The following is a 21,220-nucleotide window of genomic DNA, read 5'->3' as shown; positions in this document are numbered from 1 at the left end:
GGGACAGGGTCCGGGGGAGGGCAAGGCCCTCCCCCGCCGCGCATGACCGCCCTTCGCCTCTCCGCCCTGATCGTCGCCCGCAACGAGGAGGCGCGCCTGCCCGATTGCCTGGCGTCGGTGGCCTTCGCCGATGAGGTGGTGGTGGTGCTCGACCGCAGCACGGATGGCAGTGCGGCGATTGCCCTGGCGGCCGGGGCGCGGGTGATCGAGGGCGCCTGGGAGCTGGAGGGGGAGCGGCGCAATACCGGGATTGCGGCGTGTACCGGCGATTGGGTCCTGGAGGTCGATGCGGATGAGCGGGTGGATGCCGCGCTGGCGACCGCCGTGCGCGAGACCATCGCGACCAGCCCCCATGCCTGGCACCAGGTGCCGGTCGACAACTACGTGGGCGACCGGCTGGTGCGCTTCGGCTGGGCGGGGAGTTTCGGCACGACGTCCGTGCCGCGGTTGTTCCGGCGCGGGGCGAAGCGGTGGCGGGCGCAGCGCGTGCATCCGGGGCTGGACTGGACGGGGGTCGAGGGGCCGAAGATCACGCAGGGCGCGCTGGTGCACCTGGTGGATCGGGACATCTCGGACATGCTGCGGCGGCTCGATCGGTATTCCACCGCGAAGGCGGCGGACCTGATCGCGGGCGGGGATATCGGCACGCTGCGCGCCAATGTGCGGCGGTTCTTCTCGCGCGGGTTCAAGTCCTATGTGTCGCGCAAGGGGTATCGGGAGGGCGGCTGGGGCGTGCTGCTGGCGCTGTGCACCGGGGCGTTTCCGCTGCTGTCGTATCTGAAGGCGAAGCTGGAACCCGGGAAGCATGGGGGCGGGCCGTGAGGGTCGCGCAGGTGATGGCCGGCGCGCAGCATGGCGGGGCCGAGGGCTTCTACGAACGGCTGTCCGTCGCGTTGCACGCGGCGGGCGAGCAGGTGCTGCCGGTGATCCGCCGCGACGCCGAACGCGCGGCCCGGCTGCGCGCGGGCGGGCTGGCGCCGGTGGAACTCGGCTTCGGTGGCGCGCTGGACCTGCTGACCGGCCCACGGCTGCGGCGTGTGCTGCAGGCCTTCGCGCCGGCGGTGACGGTGGCCTGGATGAACCGCGCGGCGCGCTTCACGCCGAAGGGCGACTGGACGCTGGTGGGGCGCATGGGCGGCTTCTACGACCTGAAATACTACCGCCGCTGCGACCACATCGTGGGGAACACCCAGGGCATCGTGCGCTGGGTGGTCGAACAGGGCTGGCCGGCGGCGCGGGCGCACCACGTGCCGAATTTCGTCGATGACCTGGCGGGCGCGGTGCCGGCGACATGGCCCGCGCCAGCCGGCGCGCGGCGGCTGCTGGCGATGGGGCGGCTGCATCCGAACAAGGGCTTCGACATCGCGCTGCGGGCGCTGGCGCAGCTGCCCGCGGCGCATCTGGCGATCGCCGGGGAGGGGCCGGAGCGCGCCGCGCTGGAAGCCCTGGCGCGCGAGCTGGGCGTGGCGGACCGCGTGGCGTTCCTGGGCTGGCGGCGCGACACCGGGGCGTTGCTGGCCGCGGCCGACGTCTTCATGTGTTCGTCGCGGCACGAGCCGCTTGGCAACATCGTGCTGGAAGCCTGGTCGGCCTCGCGCCCGGTGGTGGCCTTGGCGGCGCAAGGGCCGGCCGAACTCATCGCCGACGGCGTCGATGGCGTGCTGGTGCCCGGCGAGGATCCCGCCGCGCTGGCAAGGCAGGTCGCGCGGCTGCTGGATGACCCCGCGCGCGCCGCGGCGCTGGGCGCGGCCGGGCGCGCGGCGTATCTGCGCGACTTCACGCAGGCCGCGGTGGTGGCGCGCTGGCGGGATTTCCTGGCGGCCGTGGCGCCGCGCCGGCAGGCGGCCTAGCGCGATGTGCGGGATCGCCGGCCTTGCGCTGAAACCGGGCCTGGTGCCCGACCGCACGGTGCTCGATGCGCTGACGCGCGCGCTGGCGCATCGCGGGCCGGACGGGCATGGGCACCATGTGCAGGGCAATGTGGCGCTGTCGCATACGCGGCTGGCCGTCATCGACCTGGTGACCGGCGACCAGCCGCTGCATGCCGGCCCGGCCAGCCTGGTCGGCAATGGCGAGGTGTACAACTACCGGGAACTGCGCGCCGACAACGCGCTGGCCTGCACCACCGGATCCGATTGCGAACCGCCGCTGCACCTGTTCCGCCGCGACGGCGCGGGCTTCGCGCAGACGCTGCGCGGCATGTATGCGCTGGCCATCCATGACCGTGCGACGCGCCAGGTGGTGCTGGCGCGCGACCCGTTCGGCATCAAGCCGCTGTATGTCGCCGAGACGGCGCAGGGCATCGCCTTCGCCTCCGAACCGCAGGCGCTGATCGCCGCCGGGCTGGTGGCGCCGCGGCTGCGCAGCGCGGCGCTGCACGAGGTGCTGCAACTGCAGTTCACCACCGGCGCCGAGACCATCTTCGAAGGCATCCGCCGCCTGCTGCCGGGCGAGACCGTGGTGATCACCGATGGCAGCGTGGTGGAGCGCCGCCGCCGCGCCGCCCTTCCCGAAGGCGGGCCCGAGGCGATCACCGAGGACGCCGCGCTGGCGCGGCTGGATGCCGCGCTGGAGGCCAGCGTGGACCTGCATCAGCGCAGCGACGTGCCGTACGGGATGTTCCTCTCGGGCGGGACGGATTCGGCCGCGATCCTGGCGATGATGGCGCGGCTCAACGACCGCCCGGTGCTGGCCTTCACCGCCGGCTTCGACGTGGCCGGCGCGGCCGACGAACGCGAGGCCGCCGCCCATGCCGCCCGCGCCGCCGGCGCGCGGCACGTCACGCTGGATGTGACGCGGGAGATGGTCTGGCGCCACCTGCCCGAGATCGTCGCCGCGATGGACGACCCGGCGGCGGACTACGCCATCATCCCGACCTGGTTCCTCGCGCGCCGCGCGCGCGAGGAGGTGAAGGTCGTGCTGTCGGGCGAAGGCGGCGACGAGATCTTCGGCGGCTATGGCCGCTACCGCTCGGCGATGCGCCCCTGGTGGCGCGGCGGCAAGGCGATGCGCGCGCATGGCGCCTTCGACCGGCTGGACGTGCTGCGCGACCCGCCCCGCTTCTGGCGCGACGGCATCGAGGCCGCCGAAGCGGCCGCCGCCACGCCCGGGCGCACCCGCCTGCAGGCGGCGCAGGCGCTCGATGTCGCGGACTGGCTGCCCAACGACCTGCTGGTGAAGCTCGATCGCTGCCTGATGGCGCATGCGGTGGAAGGCCGCACGCCCTTCCTCGATGCCGGCGTGGCGAATGCCGCCTTCCGCCTGCCGGATGCGATGAAGGTGCAGGGCGGGCAGGGCAAGTGGATCCTGCGGCAGTGGCTGGCGAAGCACTTCCCCGCCAGCGAGCCGTTCCGCCGCAAGCAGGGCTTCACGGTGCCGGTCGGCGCCTGGATCGCGGAGTCGGCAGATCGCCTCGCGCCGCTGGTGGCGGCGCAGCCCGGCGTGGCCGGGATCGCGAAGCCCGACCGCATCCTGCCGCTGTTCCGCGCCGCGGCGGGCAAGCGCGAGGGCTTCGCCGCCTGGCACCTGCTGTTCCACGCGCTGTGGCACCGCCGGCACATCGAGGGCATGGCCCCGCAGGGCGACGTCTTCGCCTACCTGGCGGCGCGCTGAGCCGCGCTATTCGGCGGCCGCCGCGATGCGCGCGACGAGCAGCGCATCGATCTGCCCGGCCGGCACCGGGCGGCCGAACAGCCAGCCCTGGGCCTCGTTGCAGCCGCGTTCGCTGAGCAGGCGCGCCTGTTCCTCGGTCTCGACGCCCTCGGCATTGGCGCGCACGCCGAGCGCGCGCGTGATGCCGAGCACGGCATCCACGATGGCCGAGGCGGAGGGATCGGTGCCCAGGCTCGCGATGAAGGACCGGTCGATCTTGAGCTTGTCGAAGCGGAAGCGCTGCAGGTAGCCGAGCGAGGAATAGCCGGTGCCGAAGTCATCCATCGCGATCGACACGCCCAGCGCGCGGATCTGTTCCAGCGTGCCGATCGTCGCCTCGGTCTGGGTGAGCAGCACGCCCTCGGTGATCTCGATCTCGAGGCGGCTGGCCGGCAGGCCGCTCTCGGCCAGCGCGCGCGCCACCAGGGTTTCGAAGCCGCCGGCATGGATCTGGTGGGCCGAGACATTCACCGCGATCGTCATGTCGGGCCAGCGCTGCGCATTGGCGCAGGCTTCCCGCAGCACCCAGGCGCCGATCTGCGGCAGCAGGCCGATCTCCTCGGCCAGCGGGATGAAGTTGTCGGGGGTGACGAAGCCGCGCTCGGGGTGGTGCCAGCGCAGCAGTGCCTCGACGCCGGTCAGCGCGCCGGTGCGCAGGTTCACCTGCGGCTGGTAGTACAGCTCGAACTCGCCGCGTTCCAGGGCCTGGCGCAGGTCGGCCTCCATGGCACGGCGTGCGCGCAGCGCGACGTTCATCTCCTCGGCGAAGAAGCGGAAGGTGCCGCGCCCGTCGCGCTTGGCGGCATAGAGCGCGGTATCGGCGTCGCTGAGCAGCACCTCGGCCTCGGGATGGCCGCGCCTCTGCGCGAGCGCGATGCCCACGCTCACGCCCACGCGGACCTGGTGGCGGCCGAGGTCGAAGGGTTCCTCGATCACGTCGATCAGGCGCTGGGCCAGCACCTCGGCGGAATGGGGGTGGTTCAGCCGCGGCTGGATGATGGCGAATTCGTCGCCGCCCAGGCGCACCAGCGTGTCGGTGTCGCGCAGCTCGCGCCGCAGCCGTTCGGCTGCGCGGCGCAGCAGCTCGTCGCCCATGCCGTGGCCGAGCGTGTCGTTGACCTCCTTGAAGCGGTCGAGGTCGAGGCAGAACAGCGCCACCGCCCCGGTGCCGTCGCGCCGCAGCGTGGCGAGTGCCAGGTTCAGCCGGTCCATGAAGACCCCGCGATTGGGCAGGCCGGTCAGCACGTCATGCGTCGCGAGGTGGGTCACCTGGCGCATGGCGGAATCGAGCAGCCGCTGCGGCACGCGCCCGAGCAGGATGTAGGCAAGGCCCATCGCCAGGGCGCTCAGCACGCCGATCAGCACCGCGTCGCGCAGGATGTCCATGATCGACTTCACGATCACCACCACGCCCACGCGTTCGCCATGCGCGACGATGTCGTGTTCGACGCGCAGGACCGGCCAGGGCGTCCGCCCGCCCTGCGTGGCCAGCACCTCGCCGCCGGCGGCGAGCACGAGGCGGGATTCATGTTCGCTCTCGTCGACGACGCGGGTCAGCGCCTCGTCGATCCGCACGCCCTCGAAGGTCCAGTGGGTCGGGTTGCTCGCGGCGATGCCGCCGACCATGCCGGCGATGAAGCGGGCCTCGAGGTCGATCTCGGATTCGACGGTGGCGCGCGCGGTGGCGAAGTACAGCACCGGCGGCATCAGCGCGAGCAGCGTCGCGATGACGCGCGACCCGTGCTGCAGCACCGCATGCAGCCGCGTGCGGATGCCCGCGATGTCGGTCCGGTCGCTCATGTCGCCTGCGCCGCCGGGTCGTAGCCGAGGCCCTCGGCAAACGAGGCGGCATCGCGCGAGGCGAGGAAGGACAGGAAGCCCGCGGCATCCGGCCGCGGGGCGGCCTGCGCGACGATGTGGACCACCACGCCATAGGGCCAGCTGCCGTCCCGCAGGCTGCCGAGGCTGGGCACCATCCCGTCGAGGCCGATGACCCTGAGGTCGAGTTCCTCGGCGAAGATCTGGCCCAGGGAGATCAACCCGAGGCTGCCCTCGATCGCGCCGAGGGCCTGCGCATTGTCCTGCGCGGTATTGGCGACCACCGCCCCGCTGCGCCGCGCGCCGCCCTGCGCTGCGCGCGCGAGGTCCGGCGGGCCGTCGCGCAGCACCCACCATTCGCGTTCGGCCGGCGGCCGCAGCACCAGGCGCACCGGGCCGCCATGCGGCCAGGCGCGTTCCTCGGCGGTCAGCAGCCGCCCGGCCTGGGCCGCGCTGAGCGTGATGGGCGGGGAGGCGCGGTGCGTCGCCAGGACCATCGGCGTGCGCCCCAACACGCGCGACTGCACCGCGGTGCCCTGCGGCCCCGGTTCGCGCAATGTCACGGCGATGTCGAGCCGCCCGGCAGCGAGGGCGCGCAGCCCGCCTGCGCTGCCAAGGCTTGGCACGATGCGCAGCGCGGCGCCGGTCTGCGCCGCATAGGCGGCCGCGAGATGCCGCATCAGGCCTGTCGCGGTCCCGCTGCCGCCGATCAGGATGGGTTCGACAGCCCGCGCGACGCCGGCCCACGACAGCCCCGCCATGGCCAGCAAGGCACGGCGTGCGATTGGATCCCGCTGCATGGCGCGCGTCTCCGACACTGGCGCGATCTTCCACCCGCCGGCCTCAACAAAGGATTGACGGCGGGCGCCCCGGCGGGTCCTGGAAGGGCATGGCCAAGGACAAGACCCGATTCGTCTGCCAGTCCTGCGGGGCGGCGCACCCCAAGTGGCAGGGCCGCTGCGAGGCCTGCGGCGAATGGAACACCCTGGCCGAGGAAGCCCCCGCCCCGCGCGGCCCGGGCCCCGCGGCCAAGGCGGGCGGCGGGCGGCGCGTGGAATTCGTCGGGCTGAAGGGCAGTTCCGCGCCGCCGCCGCGCATCCCGACCGGAATCGCGGAGCTCGACCGGGTGCTGGGCGGCGGGCTGGTCGCGGCCTCGGCCGTGCTGGTGGGGGGCGACCCGGGCATCGGGAAATCCACCATCCTGCTGCAGGCGGCCGCGCGGGTGGCCGCGGCCGGGCGGCGCGTGCTGTACGTGTCCGGGGAGGAAGCGGTCGAGCAGGTGCGCCTGCGCGCCGGCCGGCTCGGCCTGACGGAAAGCCCCATGGCGCTGGCCGCCGCCACCGCGCTGCGCGACATCGTGGCCAGCCTGGAAGGCGAGAACGACGCCGCCCTGGTGGTGATCGATTCGATCCAGACCGTGTGGCTGGATGCGCTCGATTCCGCGCCGGGGACGGTGGCGCAGGTGCGCGCCTGCGCCGCCGAATTGATCCGCCTGGCCAAGGCGCGCGGCTTCGCCATCGTGCTGGTCGGCCACGTCACCAAGGAAGGCACGCTGGCCGGGCCGCGCGTGCTGGAACACATGGTCGATGCCACGCTGTATTTCGAAGGCGACCGCGGCCACCAGTTCCGCATCCTGCGCGCGGTGAAGAACCGCTTCGGCGCCACCGACGAGATCGGGGTGTTCGAGATGACCGGCACCGGGCTGATGGAGGTCGCCAACCCCTCCGCCCTGTTCCTGGCCGAACGGCGCGGCAATGTCTCGGGCAGCGCGGTGTTTGCCGGCATCGAGGGCACGCGCCCGGTGCTGGTCGAGATCCAGGCGCTGCTGTCGCCCAGTTCGGGCGGGTCCCCGCGCCGGCAGGTGGTGGGGTGGGATTCCGGGCGGCTGTCGATGCTGCTCGCGGTGCTGGAATCGCGCTGCGGGATGTCGCTGGGCCAGAACGACGTCTACCTGAACATCGCGGGCGGGCTGCGCATCAACGAACCGGCGGCGGACCTGGCGGTGGCGGCGGCGCTGGTCTCGGCGGCGACCGACCGCCCGACCGACCCCGACCGCGTCTATTTCGGGGAGGTCGGGCTGTCGGGCGAGGTGCGGCAGGTGGCGCAGGCGGAAGCGCGGCTGCGCGAGGCCGCCAAGCTCGGCTTCACCGCCGCCACCCTGCCGCGCCGCGTGGCCCGCGGCGGTAAGGCGGCCGCGCCGCCCGAGGGCATCGCCCTGGCCGAGACCGGCCACATGGCGGACCTGGTCGCGGTGTTCGCCGAAAAGACCGTCAAGCGGGACCGCGCGGCCCCGTGACGGCCCGCCGCCGCACCGCTATAGGGGCCGCATGACCTGGGTGGACGGTGTTCTGGCCGGGGTGGTCGTGATCTCGGCCGCCATCGCCTTCTTCCGCGGCCTTGTGCGCGAAGTGCTGAGCCTCGGGGCCTGGCTCGGCGCCGCGGCCGCGGCCTTCTTCGCCCGGCCGTACCTGCTGCCCCATGTCAGCGCCTGGATCGACACCGAATGGATCGCCGATGCGGTCGGCGCCGGGGCGGTGTTCCTGGTCGTGCTGGTGGCGCTGAAGCTGTTCACCAATGCCATCGCCGACCGCGTGCAGGATTCCGCGCTGGGCGGCCTTGACCGTGTGTTGGGTCTGGTATTCGGCGCGGCGAGGGGTGCGGTCCTGGCCGTCCTTGCCTATATCCTCGCCGGGATGTTCGCGCCCGAGACCGGCACCTGGCCCGATGCGGTGAAGGAGGCGCGCAGCCTGCCCTTCGTCGCCGAGGGCGCCCGCCGGGTCGTGGAACGGGTGCCCGACGCCTATCGCCCCCGCCTGGTGGCCCCCCCGGGGCCGGGCGGGCCGACCATGGATGAGCTGCTCCGCCCCCCCGCGCGCAGCCGGAATTGAGGTCCAGCATGACCGCCCCCTTCGACCTCGATGACGACAAGCCGCATGAGGAATGCGGGGTCTTCGGCGTATGGAACGGGGGGGATGGCGCGGCGCTGACCGCGCTCGGCCTGCATGCCTTGCAGCACCGCGGCCAGGAAGCCGCGGGCATCGTCACGCTGGACGAAAAGGGGCTGTTCCACGCGCATAAGGGCCTGGGGCTGGTCGGCGACAATTTCGGCGAGGCGAAGGTCATCGCATCGCTGCGCGGCGGCGCGGCGGTCGGGCACAACCGCTACGCCACCACCGGGGAGACGGCGCTGCGCAACGTGCAGCCGCTCTATGCCGATTTCGAATTCGGCGGCTTCGCGGTGGCGCATAACGGCAACCTGACCAACGCCATGGTGCTGAAGCGCGCCCTGGTGCGCCGCGGCTGCCTGTTCCAGAGCACCACCGATTCCGAGGTGTTCATCCACCTGATCGCGATCAGCCTGTATTCCACCGTGCTCGATCGGCTGATCGACGCGCTGAAGCAGGTGCAGGGCGCCTATTCGCTGGTGGCGCTGCATGACGGCGCGCTGATCGGCGCGCGCGATCCGCTGGGCGTGCGGCCGCTGGTGCTGGGGCGGCTGGCGAATGGCGGCTACGTGCTGGCATCCGAGACCTGCGCGCTGGACATCGTCAGCGCCGAATTCGTGCGCGACATCGAGGCCGGCGAGATCATCGTCATCAACGACGAGGGCGTGCGCAGCGTGAAGCCCTTCGGGCGGCAGAACAGCCGTTTCTGCATCTTTGAATACATCTACTTCGCGCGGCCCGATTCCGTGATGGAGGGCACGCCGGTCTACGAGACGCGCAAGCGCATCGGCGCCGAGCTGTCGCGCGAATCGGGCGTGGCGGCGGATGTCGTGGTGCCCGTACCCGATTCCGGCGTGCCGGCAGCCATGGGCTACGCGGCAGAAGCGGGCATCCCGTTCGAACTGGGCATCATCCGCAACCACTATGTGGGCCGCACCTTCATCGAACCCACCGACCAGATCCGCCACCTGGGCGTGAAGCTGAAGCATTCGGCGAACAAGCCCATCCTGGAGGGCAAGCGCGTCATCCTGGTGGATGATTCGATCGTGCGCGGCACCACCAGCCGCAAGATCGTCGAGATGGTCCGCCAGGCCGGGGCACGCGAGGTGCACATGCGCGTCTCCTCCCCGCCGACCACGCACTCCTGCTACTACGGCATCGACACGCCGGAGCGGTCCGAGCTGATGGCCGCGAAGCACGACCTGGCCGAGATGGCGCGCATCATCGGCGTGGACAGCCTGGCCTTCATCTCGCTGGACGGGCTGTACCGCGCGCTGGGGCAGCAGGCGCGCGACCCGGCGAAGCCGCATTACTGCGATGCCTGCTTCACCGGCGACTACGCGATCCCGCTGACCGATTGGCAGGACAATTCGGACAAGCAGCTGTCGTTGTTGCAGGCGGCGGGGGAGTAGCCCCGCCGGCTGCGCCGCGCCGCGTCAGGCGGTGCGGTCCACGCCCCCGCCCGCGGCCAGCGCCGCCTGCGCCGCCGCCAGCCGCGCCACCGGCACGCGGTAGGGCGAGCACGAGACGTAGTCCAGCCCGACGCTTTCGCAGAAGCTGATCGACGACGGATCGCCGCCGTGCTCGCCGCAGATGCCGAGCTTGATGTCGGCCTTCACGCCGCGGCCCTTCTCGGCCGCGATGCGCACCAGCGCGCCGACGCCGTCCGGGTCGATCGAGACGAAGGGGTCCTTCGGGTAGATGCCCTTTTCGATATAGAGCGGCAGGAACTTGCCGGCATCGTCGCGCGACAGGCCGAAAGTGGTCTGCGTCAGGTCGTTGGTGCCGAAGGAGAAGAAGTCGGCCGATTCCGCGATGGCATCGGCGGTCAGGCAGGCACGCGGCAATTCGATCATGGTGCCGACGCTGTAGTCCACATGGTAGTGCGTCTCGGCGAAGACCTCCTGCGCGACGCGGTCGATCTGCGCGCGCGTGATCTCGAGTTCGCGGCGCGTGGCGACCAGCGGGATCATGATCTCGGGGTGCGGCGGCTTGTGCGTGTCGCGGCCGATGGCGCAGGCGGCCTCGAAGATCGCGCGGGCCTGCATTTCGTAGATCTCGGGGTAGGAAATGCCGAGGCGGCAGCCGCGATGGCCGAGCATTGGGTTGGCTTCCGACAGGTCCTGCGCGCGGCGGTGCATCTCATCCACATTGGCACCGAGGGACTGCGCGACTTCGGCGATCTCGAAGTCGCTGTGCGGCAGGAATTCGTGCAGCGGCGGGTCGAGCAGGCGGATGGTGACCGGCAGCCCCGCCATGATGCGGAACAGGTCGATGAAGTCCTGCCGCTGGAAGGGCAGCAGGCGTGCGAGGGCGGCGCGGCGGCCCTGCTCGGTCTCGGCCATGATCATCTGGCGCACCACGCCGATGCGCGCGGGGTCGAAGAACATGTGCTCGGTGCGGCACAGGCCGATGCCTTCCGCGCCGAACTTGCGCGCGGTTTCGGCATCGAGCGGCGTCTCGGCATTCGCGCGCACCTTCATCCGGCGCACCTTGTCGGCCCATTCCATGAGGGTCGCGAAGTCGCCCGACAGCTGCGGTTCGATCATCGCGACGGGGCCGACGAAGACCTCGCCGGTGCCGCCATCGATGGTCAGGATCTCGCCGCCGCGCACCTGGATGCCGCCCGAGGACAGCACCTGGTTGTTGTAGTCCACCGACACGCCGCCGCAGCCCGCCACGCAGGGCCGGCCCATGCCGCGCGCGACGACCGCGGCGTGGCTGGTCATGCCGCCGCGCGTGGTCAGGATGCCCTTCGCGGCATGCATGCCGTGGATGTCCTCGGGCGAGGTCTCGATGCGCACGAGGATGACGGATTCGCCCTTCTGCGCGCGCGCCTCCGCTTCATCCGCGCTGAACACCACGATGCCGGAGGCCGCACCCGGCGAGGCCGGCAGGCCCTTGGCCAGCACCTTGCGCTTCGCCTTGGGGTCGAGTGTGGGATGCAGCAGCTGGTCGAGCGCGCCGGGGTTCACGCGCTTCACCGCTTCGGTGTGGTCGATCAGGCCTTCGCGCGCCATGTCCACGGCGATCTTCAGCGAGGCCGCTGCGGTGCGCTTCCCGTTGCGGGTCTGCAGCATGTACAGCTTGTTCGACTGCACCGTGAACTCGATGTCCTGCATGTCGCGGTAGTGGCGTTCGAGCGTTTCGCGCACCTTGACCAGCTCGGCATAGGCGGCGGGCATGGCGACTTCCATGCTGCGCTCATCCGGCTTGGCCTTGAGCTGCGCCATGGGCTGCGGCGTGCGGATGCCCGCCACCACGTCCTCGCCCTGCGCGTTGATCAGGTATTCGCCGTAGAAGATGTTCTCGCCCGTGGACGGATCGCGCGTGAAGCACACGCCGGTGGCGCAATCCTCACCCATGTTGCCGAAGACCATCGCCTGCACGTTCACCGCCGTGCCCCATTCGGCCGGGATGTCGTTCAGGCGGCGATAGGTGACGGCGCGCTGGTTCTGCCAGGATCCGAACACCGCCGTGATGGCACCCCAGAGCTGCTCCCACGGGTCCTGCGGGAAGGGGCGGCCGGTGACCTCGGCGACCATCTCCTTGTAGCCATGCACCACGCGGTGCCATTCGGCGGCGGTGAGCTCGGTGTCCTCGTTCTTGCCGGTGTCGAGCTTCACATGCTCGATGATTTCCTCGAAGCGGTGATGGTCGACGTCCAGCACGACCGAGCCGTACATCTGGATGAAGCGGCGGTAGCTGTCCCAGGCGAAGCGCGCATCGCCCGAGGCGGTGACCAGGCCTTCGACGGTCGCGTCGTTCAGGCCGAGATTCAGCACCGTGTCCATCATGCCCGGCATGGACACCCGCGCGCCGGAGCGCACCGAGACCAGCAGCGGCTTGTGGTGGTCGCCGAAGGTGTTGCCGACCGCCGCTTCGATGCGCGCCAGGCCGGCGCGGAGCTGGGCGTCGAGGTCATCGGGGTAGCGTTCGCCATTCGCATAGTAGGCGGTGCAGACCTCGGTCGTGATGGTGAAGCCGGGGGGCACGGGCAGGCCGATGCTGGCCATTTCGGCCAGGTTCGCCCCCTTGCCGCCGAGCAGGTTGCGCATCTCCGCGCGGCCTTCATTGTGGCCGGCACCGAAGGAATAGACCCACTGCGTCATCGGGCGCTCCCGCTCAGGCTTCGATCTTGGAGAAATCAGCGACCGCATCCATCGTGGCGCGGAGCCGTGCGAGTAGTTTCAGGCGATTGCGGCGGAGTTCCGGCGCCGGGTCATTCACGATGACCTTGTCGAAGAAAGCGTCAACCGGGGCGCGCAGCGTGGCCATGGCGTCCATGGCGCGTTCGAAGTCCTCGGCGGACAGGTCGAGGTCGATGCGCTGGGCGGCGGGTTCGAGGGCGGCGGCGAGGGCCTGCTCGGGTTCGGCCTTGAGCAGGTGGTGTTCGTAGCCGGTGTCGAAGGCGTGGCCGTCGCGCTTTTCCTCGATGCGGAGGATGTTCGCGGCGCGCTTGTAGGCGGCCAGCAGGTTGGCGCCGGAGTCGGATTCGACGAAGGCGCGCACGGAGTCGGCCCGGCGCAGCAGGCGGTTCAGGTCGTCATCCGGGGTGGCGCCGAGGACGGCGGTGACGACGTCGTGGCGGGTGCCCTCGGCGCGCAGTTGGACGCGGAGGCGATCGGTGAGGAAGTCGAGGAGGTCGCGCGCCAAGGCCGCAGCCTCTGGAAGCTCCACCGCATCGCCGGTGCGGAAGATGCGCGTCAGTTCACCGGCGGCGCCGGTCTGCGGCACCAGGTAGACCGGCAGGCCACGGTCGCGCAGTTCGGCGACGCTCGCGAAGTCCATCAGCCGCACCAGGATGCGTTCCTGTGGCGGGAGCCCGTCTCCCTCCAGGCGCGCGGCGCCGTCCAGCAGTTCCTGCCGAATGGCGGTGTTGTGCAGCAGCGGCGCGACCTGCTTCGGCACGCCGGCCAGCCAGGGCGACCCGCGCCACTGATCGACATACCCGGCCATTGCCTGCTCGAGCACCGCCCGCAGCCCGAGCCGCAGCCCGCCGTCGCGGATGATCCGGATGATGCCGAGCGCGGCGCGGCGCAGCGCGAAGGGATCGCCGCTCCCCGTCGGCTTCTCCCCCACCGCGAAGAACCCAGCCAACTGGTCCAGCTTGTCGGCGAGCGCCACGCAGATCGCCACCGGCTCGGCCGGCACTTCATCCCCCGGCCCCGCCGGCCGGTAATGCGCCCCGATCGCCTCCGCCACCCGCGGCGCCTCGCCCTGCGCCCGCGCGTAGTACCGCCCCATCACGCCCTGCAGTTCCGGGAACTCGCCGACCATCCCGGACGCCAGATCCGCCTTCGCCAGCTTTGCCGCCCGCGCCGCATCGGTCGCCACCGCCGCATCATCCGGCCACAGCGTCTGCGCAATCACCCGCGCCAAACGCTCCAGCCGCGCCACCCGCTGCCCCTGCGTTCCCAGCTTCGCGTGGAACACCACGGCATCCAGCTTCGGCAGGAACGACTCCAGCGACTGCTTGCGATCCAGGTCCCAGAAGAACCGCGCATCCGACAGCCGCGCGCGCAGCACGCGCTCATTCCCCGCCACGATCGCCGCGCCGCCATCCGGTGCGGCGACATTCGCCACTAGCGCAAACCTCGCCGCCGCCGCGCCACCGTTCGTGCGCAGCGCGAAATACCGCTGGTTCACGCGCATCGTCGTGCGCATCACCTCCGGCGGCAGGTCCATGAAGGCATCATCGATGCGCCCCAGCAGCGGCAACGGCCATTCCACCAGGCCCGCGACTTCCGCGACCAGCCCGTCATCCGGCACCACGGAAAGTCCCTCGGCCGCCGCCAGCGCCGCGATTCCGTCGCGGATCAGCGTTGCGCGCTCGGCCGCATCCAGCACCACGCGGCGTTCGCGCAGCCCCGCCGCGTAGTCCGCAATGCCGCGCACCGCGAAGGCGCCCGGCGCCATGATGCGATGGCCCTCGGTGAGGTCGCCGGACACCAGCCCATGCCCGTCATCCTCGCCAGCGCGCAAATCGAACGGCACCACCGCGCCGTCCAGCACGCACAGGATGCGCTTGAGCGGCCGCACCCAGGTCATGGCCGACGAACCGCCCCAGCGCATCGATTTCGGCCAGGGGAAGGCGCGGATGATGGCCGGCATCGCGGCAGCGACCAGTGCGCGCGCCTCCACCGTCTCGCCGGGCTTGGACAGCACCCAGAACTGGCCTTCCTGCGTCAGCGCGTCGCGGCTCGCGCCATGCTTGCGCAGGAAGCCGTCCAGCGCGGCATCGGGTGCGCCGATGCGTGGGCCGCGTTCCTCCCGGCCCGGCGTCTCGACCGAACCGCGCAGCGTGGCCGCGAGCCCGATCCGGCGCGGCCCGAAGAAGACGCGCGGCGGCGCTTCCAGCAGCGCCGAGCACCGCTCGGCAAAAAGTCGCGAGAAATCCTCCGCAGCGCGCGCCTGCATGCGCGCCGGGATTTCCTCGCAGAACAGTTCGATCAGCAGTTCAGGCACTAGATCGCCGCCTTCACATCGGTGCGGGCGAAGTCATCGCCCTTGAACAACAGGGGTTCGTCGCGCGCGACCGCCAGCGCATAGGCGAAGCAGTCGCCCAGGTTCAGCCCCGCCGGGTGCCGCCCCTTGCCGAAACGGCGCCAGCCCTCCAGCGCGACGGCCGCGTGCGCCGCCGTGAAGGGCACGACCTCGATCGCGAGCGAATCCAGCAGCGTCTCGATCCTGGGACGGACCGCGGCGCCTGCACGGCTTTCCGCGACGATGCCCAGCTCGACCAGCGTCGGCGCGGCGATCGCGATCCGATCCGCACCCGAGAGCGCGTCGCCGAAGGCAACGGCCTCCGGCTCGTCCTTCAGGATCGCCATCACCGCGGAGGTGTCGAGGATCACCGCGGCAGCCCGTTCTCGTCATAGAAGTCGCCATGGTCGCTGCTGGTGCCCGGGGGGAACAGCTTCGATGCGTCCTTCGCGATCGCCATGATGGCCGCGACCTTGCGCTGCCGGGCCTCGTCGCGCGCCGCCTTTTCGCGCGCCAGGCGCTCGTGCACCGCCTCGCGCACCGCGCCGGTCGCGGAGGTGCCGAGCAGCGCCGCGAGCTCCTTCGCCTCGGCGATCAGGACGTCGTCCTTGATGTTCAACTGGCCCATGGCAGCCTCATGGTAGAACGCTGCTGTCATATGGTAGAAAGGTCGCGAGGCGCAAGGTCAGGCTGCCTCGCCGGCCAGCCAGGCCTCGCAGCAGCCCTTCGCCAGCTCGCGCACCCGGCCGATATAGGCCTGCCGTTCGGTCACGCTGATCGCGCCGCGGGCGTCCAGCAGGTTGAAGCGATGCGACGCCTTGATGCACTGGTCATAGGCCGGCAGCGCCAGCCTGCGGTCGAGCAGCGCGGCGCATTCGCGCTCCGCGTCCTCGAAATGGCGGAACAGCATGGCCACGTCGGCATGCTCGAAGTTATGCGCGCTGTATTCGCGCTCGGCGCGCAGGAAGACCTCGCCGTATGTCACGCCGTCATCGTTGAAGGCCAGGTCGTAGACGTTCTCGACGCCCTGGATGTACATCGCGAGCCGTTCCAGGCCGTAGGTCAGCTCGGCGCTCGGCTTCTCGCAGGCGATGCCGCCGACCTGCTGGAAATAAGTGAACTGCGTCACCTCCATCCCGTCGCACCACACTTCCCAGCCCAGGCCCCAGGCGCCGAGTGTGGGGCTTTCCCAATCATCCTCGACGAAGCGGATGTCGTGCAGCGCGGGGTCGATGCCCAGCGCGCGGTAGCTCTCGATCAGCAGCGCCTGCGGGTCGGGCGGGGAGGGCTTCAGGATCACCTGGTACTGGTAGTAGTGCTGCAGCCGGTTCGGGTTCTCGCCATAGCGGCCGTCCGAGGGCCGGCGGGAGGGCTGCACATAGGCCGCCTTCCAAGGCTTGGGGCCGAGTGCGCGCAGCGTGGTCGCCGGATGGAAGGTGCCCGCGCCCACTTCCATGTCGTAGGGCTGCAGGATGACGCAGCCGCGCTCCGACCAGAAGCGATGGAGGCGCAGGATGATGTCCTGGAAGCTCGGGGGCTTCTGCGGCATGGGCGTTCCGGGGGTCTGGCGCTGCGGCGTGTGGCGGGGCACCTATAGGCGCCAGGCGCCTGACCGACAAGGAAACCGGGCCGTGGCGCCCCGCGCCGCACCGCGCCACTGAGGGACACCGCCTTGGACACCGCCGCCCACCTGGTCCGCACCTACCTCGATGCCTTCAACCGCGGCGACCGCGCCGCGATGCTGGCGTTGTTGACCGAGGACGTGGCCCACGACGTGAACCAGGGCGGGCGGGAGGTCGGCCGCGACGCCTTCGCCGCGTTCATGGCGCGGATGGACCGCTGCTACCGCGAACGCCTGGATGACATCGTGGTGATGGCGGAGGCGACCGGCACGCGCGTGGCGGCGGAGTTCACCGTCCATGGCGAATACATCGCGACCGATGACGGCCTGCCGGAGGCGCGCGGCCAGCGTTATGCCCTGCCGGCCGGCGCCTTCTACGCCATCCGCGACGGGCGGATCGCGCGCGTCACCCTGCACTACAACCTGGCCGACTGGATCGCGCAGGTGACCGCCGATGCATGAACTGACCACCGACGCGCTGCTGGATGCCGTCCGCGCCTGGGTCGAGATCGAAAGCCCCACCAACGACGCCGCCGGCGTGAACCGCGTGGCCGACCACGCGGAAGCCCTGCTGCGCGGAATCGGCGCCACCATCGAACGCACGCCCGGCCGCGATGGCTTCGGCGACATCCTGGTCGGCCGCGTGCCGGGCGATGAACCCGGCCCGGGCGTGCTGCTGCTCGGCCACATGGACACCGTGCATCAGCGCGGCGCCTTCGGCTTCCGCCGGGAGGGCGATCGCGCCTACGGCCCCGGCATCTACGACATGAAGGGCGGCAACGCGATGGCGCTCGCGGCGCTGGCCCACCTGCACGCCACCGGCCGCCGCCCGCGCCTGCCGGTCAGTGTCATGCTGATCCCGGACGAGGAAGTCGGCAGCCCGTCATCCCGCGCGGCCATCGAGGCCGAGGCCCTGCGCCACCGTGCCGCGCTGGTGGTGGAACCATCGGGCGAGGGCGGCAAGTTCACCATCGCGCGACACGGCATCGCACGCTGGCACATCCGCACGATCGGGCGCCCCGCGCATGCCGGCGCCTACCATGCCGAAGGGCGCAGCGCGGTGCGCGAGATGGCGCATCACATCCTGGCGCTGGAAGCGCTCACCGACCATCCGCGAAACTTCTACGTCAACATCGGCATCGTCCATGGCGGCACGCATGAGAACATGGTGCCCGCCGAATGTCGCGCGATCTGCTACGCGCTTGCGCCCACCGCGGTCGAGGAAGCCGAACTCCGCGCCGCCATCCATGCGCTGCCCCGGCACGACCCGGATGTGCGGACCGAGGTCACCCCCGGCCTCGGCCGCCCGCCCTTCGTGAAGACCCCGGCGATCCAGGCGCTGTACGACCACGCCGCGGCGCTGGCGGCGGAATGCGGGCTGCCCTCGGCGGGCGAGCGCGTCGCCGGTGGCGGGTCGGACGGCAACTTCACCGGCGCGCTGGGCGTGCCGACGCTGGATGGCCTGGGCGTGATCGGCGGCGGGCCCCATACGCGCGAGGAATTCATCGAACTGCGCTGCCTGGTGCCGCGCACGCGCATGCTGGCGCGGCTGTTCGCCACATTGGGGCCGGGCGTGGGTGAGCTATAGCCCGAGCCGCGCCCAGGCCGCGCGTTCATCCGCCGCGGCGGCGATCGCCTCGACCCCCTCGCGTGCGCCGGGGATCAGCCGCCACGGGAAGGGCCGGCGTCGCGCGCCGAGCCGGATGATCTTCACCTTCTCCCCGAAGCGCCGCCGCGCCTCGCCCTCCGCGTCGCCGAGCACATCAGCCAGGCCAAGCGCCACCGCCTCGCGCCCCGTCCAGAAGCGGCCGCTGAACAGCGTCTCCTCCGGCGCGGTGAACGACGCGCCGCGGCGCGCGCGCACCCAGCCCTTGAACTCCTCATGCAGCTTGCCGAGCAATTCCTCGAGCCGCGCCGCATCCTCGGCGCGTTCGGGCCGGAAGGGGTCGAGGAACGACTTCTCGCCCCCCGCCGTGCGCAGCCGCCGCTCCACGCCCCACCGCGCGATCGCCTGGTCGAAGCCGAAGCCGGCGCTGATCACGCCGATCGACCCGACGATCGATGCGGCATCCACCACGATCTCGTCCGCCGCGCAGGCGATCCAGTAGCCGCCGGAGGCTGCCGCATCCTCGGCCACCGCGATGACCGGGACCTTCCGGCGTTCCGCCAGCCGGCGGATCTGTTGCGCGATCAGGGATGACTGCACCGGCGACCCGCCCGGCGAATTCACCACCAGCATCACCGCAGCCAGACGCTTGATGGCGAAGGCGCGCTCCAGCAGCGGCACCGTGCCGGCGGCGCTCAGCCCGCCGGCGAAGGGGTCGGGCCTGGCGGCGATCAGGCCGGTCAGGCGGATCATCGCCACGCGGGGCGCACGGTCGAACAGGGTGAAGGCCATGACCGATAGATGCCGCCGCGCCGCCGGCGATCAAGCCGGCTTGCCGGCCGGCCCGCCGCGCGCTGCAATGCGGCCATGACCGACAACCGTATCCTGATCGCCGGCGCCGGCCCCGCCGGGCTGGTCGCCGCCGCCGCATTGGCCGACGCCGGCATCCCCGTCACCATCGTCGAGCAGGCACGCGACCTGCCGGATGATCTGCGCGCATCGACCTTCCATCCGCCCACGCTCGACATGCTGGAACGCTTCGGCGTGGTGCCGGCGATGATCGACCAGGGGCTGATCTGCCCGACCTGGCAGTTCCGCGACCGCCAGGCCGGCGTGATCGCCACCTTCGACCTGGGGCACCTGAAGGACGACACCGCGCATCCCTATCGCCTGCAATGCGAGCAATGGCGCCTGACGCGCATGCTGCGCGACCGGCTGGCGGCCAACCCCGACGTGGCGTTCCTGTACGATGCGAAGGCGGTGGACGCCGCGCAGGATGCCGACGGCGTGACGCTCACCATCGAACGCCCGGACGGCACGCGCGAACCCGTGCGGGGGCGCTGGCTGATCGGCGCCGATGGCGCGTCCTCCGCCATCCGCAAGTCGCTCGGCATCGGCTTCGAGGGTGAGACCATCCCGGAGATCTTCCTGACCCTGTCCACCACCTTCGCCTTCCACGACGCGATCGATGACCTGACCAACATCGCCTATATCTCCGATCCCGAGGAATGGTTCGTGCTGCTGCGCACGGCATCCCTGTGGCGCGTGCTGTTCCCCACCGACCCCTCCGAACCCGAGGCGCGCATGATGGACCCCGCGCGCATCGAACAACGCCTGCAGGCGGTGGTGCCCAACCCCGCCGGCTACGAGCTGCGCCACCGCACCGCCTATCGCGTGCATGAACGTGTCGCGGAACGCTATGGCAGCGGCCGATGCTTCCTGGTGGGCGATGCCGCGCACATCAACAACCCGCTGGGCGGCATGGGCATGAATGGCGGCGTGCACGATGCCTTCAACCTGGCCGACAAGATCACGCAGGTGTGGCGCGGCGCCGATGCGTCGCTGCTCGACCGCTACGAACGCCAGCGCCGCAAGGTGGCGCTGGAGACGGTGCAGGCCACCACCATGCGCAACCGCCAGATCCTCAACCAGCGCGACCCCGACGTGCGCCGCGCCTACCACGACGACTTGCGCGCGACGGCGGCGGACCCCGCGAGGCACCGCGCCTTCCTGCTGCGCAGTTCGATGATACAGTCGTTGCGCGACCTGGAGGCTGTGGCGTGAGCGGACATCCGGAAGCCGACATCTATCACCGCCAGGGCCTGGGCAACCCTGCCGGGCTCGGCGAGAAGCCGGCGCTGGTCATCGTCGACTTCGTCGTCGGCTTCGCCGATCCCGCGCATTTCGGCGGCGGCAACATCGCCCCCGCGATCGAACAGACCGTGGCGCTGCTGGCCTTCGCGCGCAGGCACGCCTGGCCCGTCGCGCATACCCGCGTGGTCTATGCGGATGACGGCTCCGATGCCGGCGTCTTCACCCTGAAGGCGCCATCCCTGCGCAAGCTGACCGAGGCCAGCCCGCTGTCGCAGATCGTCCCCGAACTCGCGCCGCTGCCGGGCGAGCTGGTGATCCGCAAGCAGGGTGCCTCCGCCTTCTTCGACACCAACCTGGCCGGCTGGCTGGCCTTCCGGCGCGTCGACACGGTCGCGGTGACGGGTGCGACAACCTCGGGCTGCGTGCGCGCCACGGTGGTCGATGCGCTGCAATCCAACTTCCGCACCATCTGCGTGACCGATTGCGTCGGCGACCGCGCGATCGCCCCGCACGAGGCGAACCTGTTCGACATGGGCCAGAAATACGCCGACCTGATGACGCGCGCGGAACTCGAAGCCGCCTGGAGCGCCGCGCGATGAGCCTGGCCGAGCTGCGCGAATCCGATGCCCCGCCCGCGGTCACCGCCATCTACGACGCGCTGCGCGCCGCCAGCGGCGTGCCGCAGGTCAACCTGATCTGGCGCCACGCCGCGGCGTTGCCGGGCATGCTCGACTGGCTCTGGGCGCAGGCGCGCCCGGCGCTGCAATCCGGTGCCGCGGCCGGCGCGCGGGAGCGCATCGCCGCGCAGGTGCCGCTGCCCGCGCTGCAGCCCATCGTCGTGCCCGAGGGCGTCGCCGCGCTGATCGAGACCTACAACCGCGGCAACCTCACGAACCTCGCGGTGCTGACCGCGGTGCGGCTGCGCGCGGGCGGCCTGGCGCCGGGGCCGGCCGGCGCGACGGCCGCAGCAGGCCTGGCCCTGCCCGCGCCGCCGCCGCT

18 protein-coding genes and 1 pseudogene are annotated in these 21,220 nt (G+C 71.4%); 11 read left to right on the top strand and 8 right to left on the bottom strand.

Features of this window, described 5'->3' with window-relative positions:
* The first annotated feature begins 42 nt into the window (after positions 1 to 42).
* The 3 genes from LQ222_RS24175 to asnB are packed head-to-tail and all read left to right on the top strand — an operon-like array spanning position 43 to position 3,612.
* On the top strand, positions 43 to 822 hold the full coding sequence (locus LQ222_RS24175; protein ID WP_230169436.1) for a glycosyltransferase family 2 protein: 780 nt from the start codon (positions 43 to 45) through the stop codon (positions 820 to 822).
* Between the two features lie 14 nt (positions 823 to 836).
* Complete coding sequence (locus LQ222_RS24170) at positions 837 to 1,850, top strand: glycosyltransferase (protein WP_374202191.1); 1,014 nt, start codon at positions 837 to 839, stop codon at positions 1,848 to 1,850.
* 4 nt (positions 1,851 to 1,854) lie between these two features.
* Complete coding sequence (gene asnB, locus LQ222_RS24165) at positions 1,855 to 3,612, top strand: asparagine synthase (glutamine-hydrolyzing) (protein WP_230169434.1); 1,758 nt, start codon at positions 1,855 to 1,857, stop codon at positions 3,610 to 3,612.
* Between the two features lie 6 nt (positions 3,613 to 3,618).
* Here the strand turns inward: asnB and LQ222_RS24160 are convergent, their stop codons facing one another.
* Together LQ222_RS24160 and LQ222_RS24155 are read right to left on the bottom strand one after the other, a co-directional pair.
* Complete coding sequence (locus LQ222_RS24160) at positions 3,619 to 5,451, bottom strand: bifunctional diguanylate cyclase/phosphodiesterase (protein WP_230169433.1); 1,833 nt, start codon at positions 5,449 to 5,451, stop codon at positions 3,619 to 3,621.
* Entirely contained in the window at positions 5,448 to 6,269 is an 822-nt protein-coding gene (locus LQ222_RS24155) for a substrate-binding domain-containing protein (RefSeq protein WP_230169432.1), read from the bottom strand. Before LQ222_RS24155 ends, LQ222_RS24160 begins: the two co-directional genes overlap by 4 nt.
* An 89-nt stretch (positions 6,270 to 6,358) precedes the next feature.
* Between LQ222_RS24155 and radA the strand changes: the two genes are divergently transcribed.
* The 3 genes from radA to purF are packed head-to-tail and all read left to right on the top strand — an operon-like array spanning position 6,359 to position 9,826.
* Positions 6,359 to 7,765: a DNA repair protein RadA gene (gene radA / locus LQ222_RS24150; RefSeq protein ID WP_230169431.1), complete on the top strand. Its 1,407-nt coding sequence runs from the start codon at positions 6,359 to 6,361 to the stop codon at positions 7,763 to 7,765.
* A gap of 31 nt (positions 7,766 to 7,796) precedes the next feature.
* Complete coding sequence (locus LQ222_RS24145) at positions 7,797 to 8,357, top strand: CvpA family protein (RefSeq protein WP_230169430.1); 561 nt, start codon at positions 7,797 to 7,799, stop codon at positions 8,355 to 8,357.
* Between the two features lie 8 nt (positions 8,358 to 8,365).
* Positions 8,366 to 9,826 carry an amidophosphoribosyltransferase gene (gene purF / locus LQ222_RS24140; protein ID WP_230169429.1) on the top strand — a complete coding sequence of 487 codons (1,461 nt, stop codon included), beginning with the start codon at positions 8,366 to 8,368 and terminating at the stop codon, positions 9,824 to 9,826.
* A gap of 24 nt (positions 9,827 to 9,850) precedes the next feature.
* Here the strand turns inward: purF and ppdK are convergent, their stop codons facing one another.
* The 5 genes from ppdK to LQ222_RS24115 are packed head-to-tail and all read right to left on the bottom strand — an operon-like array spanning position 9,851 to position 16,449.
* The gene (gene ppdK / locus LQ222_RS24135) at positions 9,851 to 12,526 is read right to left on the bottom strand and encodes a pyruvate, phosphate dikinase (protein ID WP_230169428.1); all 2,676 of its coding nucleotides are present in this window, start codon (positions 12,524 to 12,526) and stop codon (positions 9,851 to 9,853) included.
* A 13-nt stretch (positions 12,527 to 12,539) separates the two neighbouring features.
* A complete protein-coding gene (glyS, locus tag LQ222_RS24130; protein ID WP_230169427.1) occupies positions 12,540 to 14,882 on the bottom strand; it encodes a glycine--tRNA ligase subunit beta in 2,343 nt (780 codons plus the stop codon).
* Positions 14,882 to 15,271, bottom strand: coding sequence for a type II toxin-antitoxin system VapC family toxin (locus LQ222_RS24125; RefSeq protein ID WP_230169426.1), 390 nt, complete (start codon positions 15,269 to 15,271; stop codon positions 14,882 to 14,884). Before LQ222_RS24125 ends, glyS begins: the two co-directional genes overlap by 1 nt.
* Positions 15,268 to 15,528 carry a type II toxin-antitoxin system VapB family antitoxin gene (locus LQ222_RS24120; protein WP_230169425.1) on the bottom strand — a complete coding sequence of 87 codons (261 nt, stop codon included), beginning with the start codon at positions 15,526 to 15,528 and terminating at the stop codon, positions 15,268 to 15,270. The genes LQ222_RS24125 and LQ222_RS24120 overlap by 4 nt, the downstream gene beginning before the upstream one ends.
* 57 nt (positions 15,529 to 15,585) lie before the next feature.
* Positions 15,586 to 16,449, bottom strand: a complete 864-nt coding sequence (locus tag LQ222_RS24115; RefSeq protein ID WP_230169424.1) for a glycine--tRNA ligase subunit alpha — start codon at positions 16,447 to 16,449, stop codon at positions 15,586 to 15,588.
* Between the two features lie 123 nt (positions 16,450 to 16,572).
* Here LQ222_RS24115 and LQ222_RS24110 point away from each other — a divergent pair, with 123 nt between their 5' ends.
* Both LQ222_RS24110 and LQ222_RS24105 read left to right on the top strand, forming a co-directional pair.
* Positions 16,573 to 16,983 (top strand): ketosteroid isomerase-related protein, encoded by a 411-nt coding sequence (locus LQ222_RS24110; RefSeq protein WP_230169423.1) that lies wholly within the window; start codon positions 16,573 to 16,575, stop codon positions 16,981 to 16,983.
* On the top strand, positions 16,976 to 18,109 hold the full coding sequence (locus LQ222_RS24105) for a M20 family metallopeptidase (RefSeq protein ID WP_230169422.1): 1,134 nt from the start codon (positions 16,976 to 16,978) through the stop codon (positions 18,107 to 18,109). Before LQ222_RS24110 ends, LQ222_RS24105 begins: the two co-directional genes overlap by 8 nt.
* Here LQ222_RS24105 and LQ222_RS24100 read toward each other — a convergent pair.
* A complete protein-coding gene (locus LQ222_RS24100) occupies positions 18,104 to 18,919 on the bottom strand; it encodes a S49 family peptidase (RefSeq protein WP_230169421.1) in 816 nt (271 codons plus the stop codon). The genes LQ222_RS24105 and LQ222_RS24100 overlap by 6 nt on opposite strands.
* 75 nt (positions 18,920 to 18,994) lie before the next feature.
* Here LQ222_RS24100 and LQ222_RS24095 point away from each other — a divergent pair, with 75 nt between their 5' ends.
* From LQ222_RS24095 to LQ222_RS24085, 3 genes and pseudogenes are all read left to right on the top strand, one after another.
* Complete coding sequence (locus LQ222_RS24095; protein ID WP_230169420.1) at positions 18,995 to 20,191, top strand: NAD(P)/FAD-dependent oxidoreductase; 1,197 nt, start codon at positions 18,995 to 18,997, stop codon at positions 20,189 to 20,191.
* The gene (locus LQ222_RS24090) at positions 20,188 to 20,820 is read left to right on the top strand and encodes an isochorismatase family protein (RefSeq protein WP_374202190.1); all 633 of its coding nucleotides are present in this window, start codon (positions 20,188 to 20,190) and stop codon (positions 20,818 to 20,820) included. Before LQ222_RS24095 ends, LQ222_RS24090 begins: the two co-directional genes overlap by 4 nt.
* Positions 20,817 to 21,220, top strand: a pseudogene (locus LQ222_RS24085) (halocarboxylic acid dehydrogenase DehI family protein); the annotation flags it as partial. The gene LQ222_RS24090 and the pseudogene LQ222_RS24085, both read left to right, overlap by 4 nt.

It is taken from the genome of Roseomonas sp. CECT 9278 (assembly GCF_918698155.1).
Taxonomy (GTDB): Bacteria; Pseudomonadota; Alphaproteobacteria; order Acetobacterales; family Acetobacteraceae; genus Neoroseomonas.
This window is presented reverse-complemented; position numbering and strand designations above follow the sequence as displayed.

Excerpts from the sequence above, each read along its gene's own strand:
- LQ222_RS24175 (WP_230169436.1), top strand. The coding sequence starts at position 43 with ATGACCGCCCTTCGCCTCTCCGCCCTGATCGTCGCCCGCAACGAGGAG.
- LQ222_RS24170 (WP_374202191.1), top strand. The coding sequence starts at position 837 with ATGGCCGGCGCGCAGCATGGCGGGGCCGAGGGCTTCTACGAACGGCTG.
- asnB (WP_230169434.1), top strand. The coding sequence starts at position 1,855 with ATGTGCGGGATCGCCGGCCTTGCGCTGAAACCGGGCCTGGTGCCCGAC.
- LQ222_RS24160 (WP_230169433.1), bottom strand. The coding sequence starts at position 5,451 with ATGAGCGACCGGACCGACATCGCGGGCATCCGCACGCGGCTGCATGCG.
- LQ222_RS24155 (WP_230169432.1), bottom strand. The coding sequence starts at position 6,269 with ATGCAGCGGGATCCAATCGCACGCCGTGCCTTGCTGGCCATGGCGGGG.
- radA (WP_230169431.1), top strand. The coding sequence starts at position 6,359 with ATGGCCAAGGACAAGACCCGATTCGTCTGCCAGTCCTGCGGGGCGGCG.
- LQ222_RS24145 (WP_230169430.1), top strand. The coding sequence starts at position 7,797 with ATGACCTGGGTGGACGGTGTTCTGGCCGGGGTGGTCGTGATCTCGGCC.
- purF (WP_230169429.1), top strand. The coding sequence starts at position 8,366 with ATGACCGCCCCCTTCGACCTCGATGACGACAAGCCGCATGAGGAATGC.
- ppdK (WP_230169428.1), bottom strand. The coding sequence starts at position 12,526 with ATGACGCAGTGGGTCTATTCCTTCGGTGCCGGCCACAATGAAGGCCGC.
- LQ222_RS24120 (WP_230169425.1), bottom strand. The coding sequence starts at position 15,528 with ATGGGCCAGTTGAACATCAAGGACGACGTCCTGATCGCCGAGGCGAAG.
- LQ222_RS24115 (WP_230169424.1), bottom strand. The coding sequence starts at position 16,449 with ATGCCGCAGAAGCCCCCGAGCTTCCAGGACATCATCCTGCGCCTCCAT.
- LQ222_RS24105 (WP_230169422.1), top strand. The coding sequence starts at position 16,976 with ATGCATGAACTGACCACCGACGCGCTGCTGGATGCCGTCCGCGCCTGG.
- LQ222_RS24100 (WP_230169421.1), bottom strand. The coding sequence starts at position 18,919 with ATGGCCTTCACCCTGTTCGACCGTGCGCCCCGCGTGGCGATGATCCGC.
- LQ222_RS24095 (WP_230169420.1), top strand. The coding sequence starts at position 18,995 with ATGACCGACAACCGTATCCTGATCGCCGGCGCCGGCCCCGCCGGGCTG.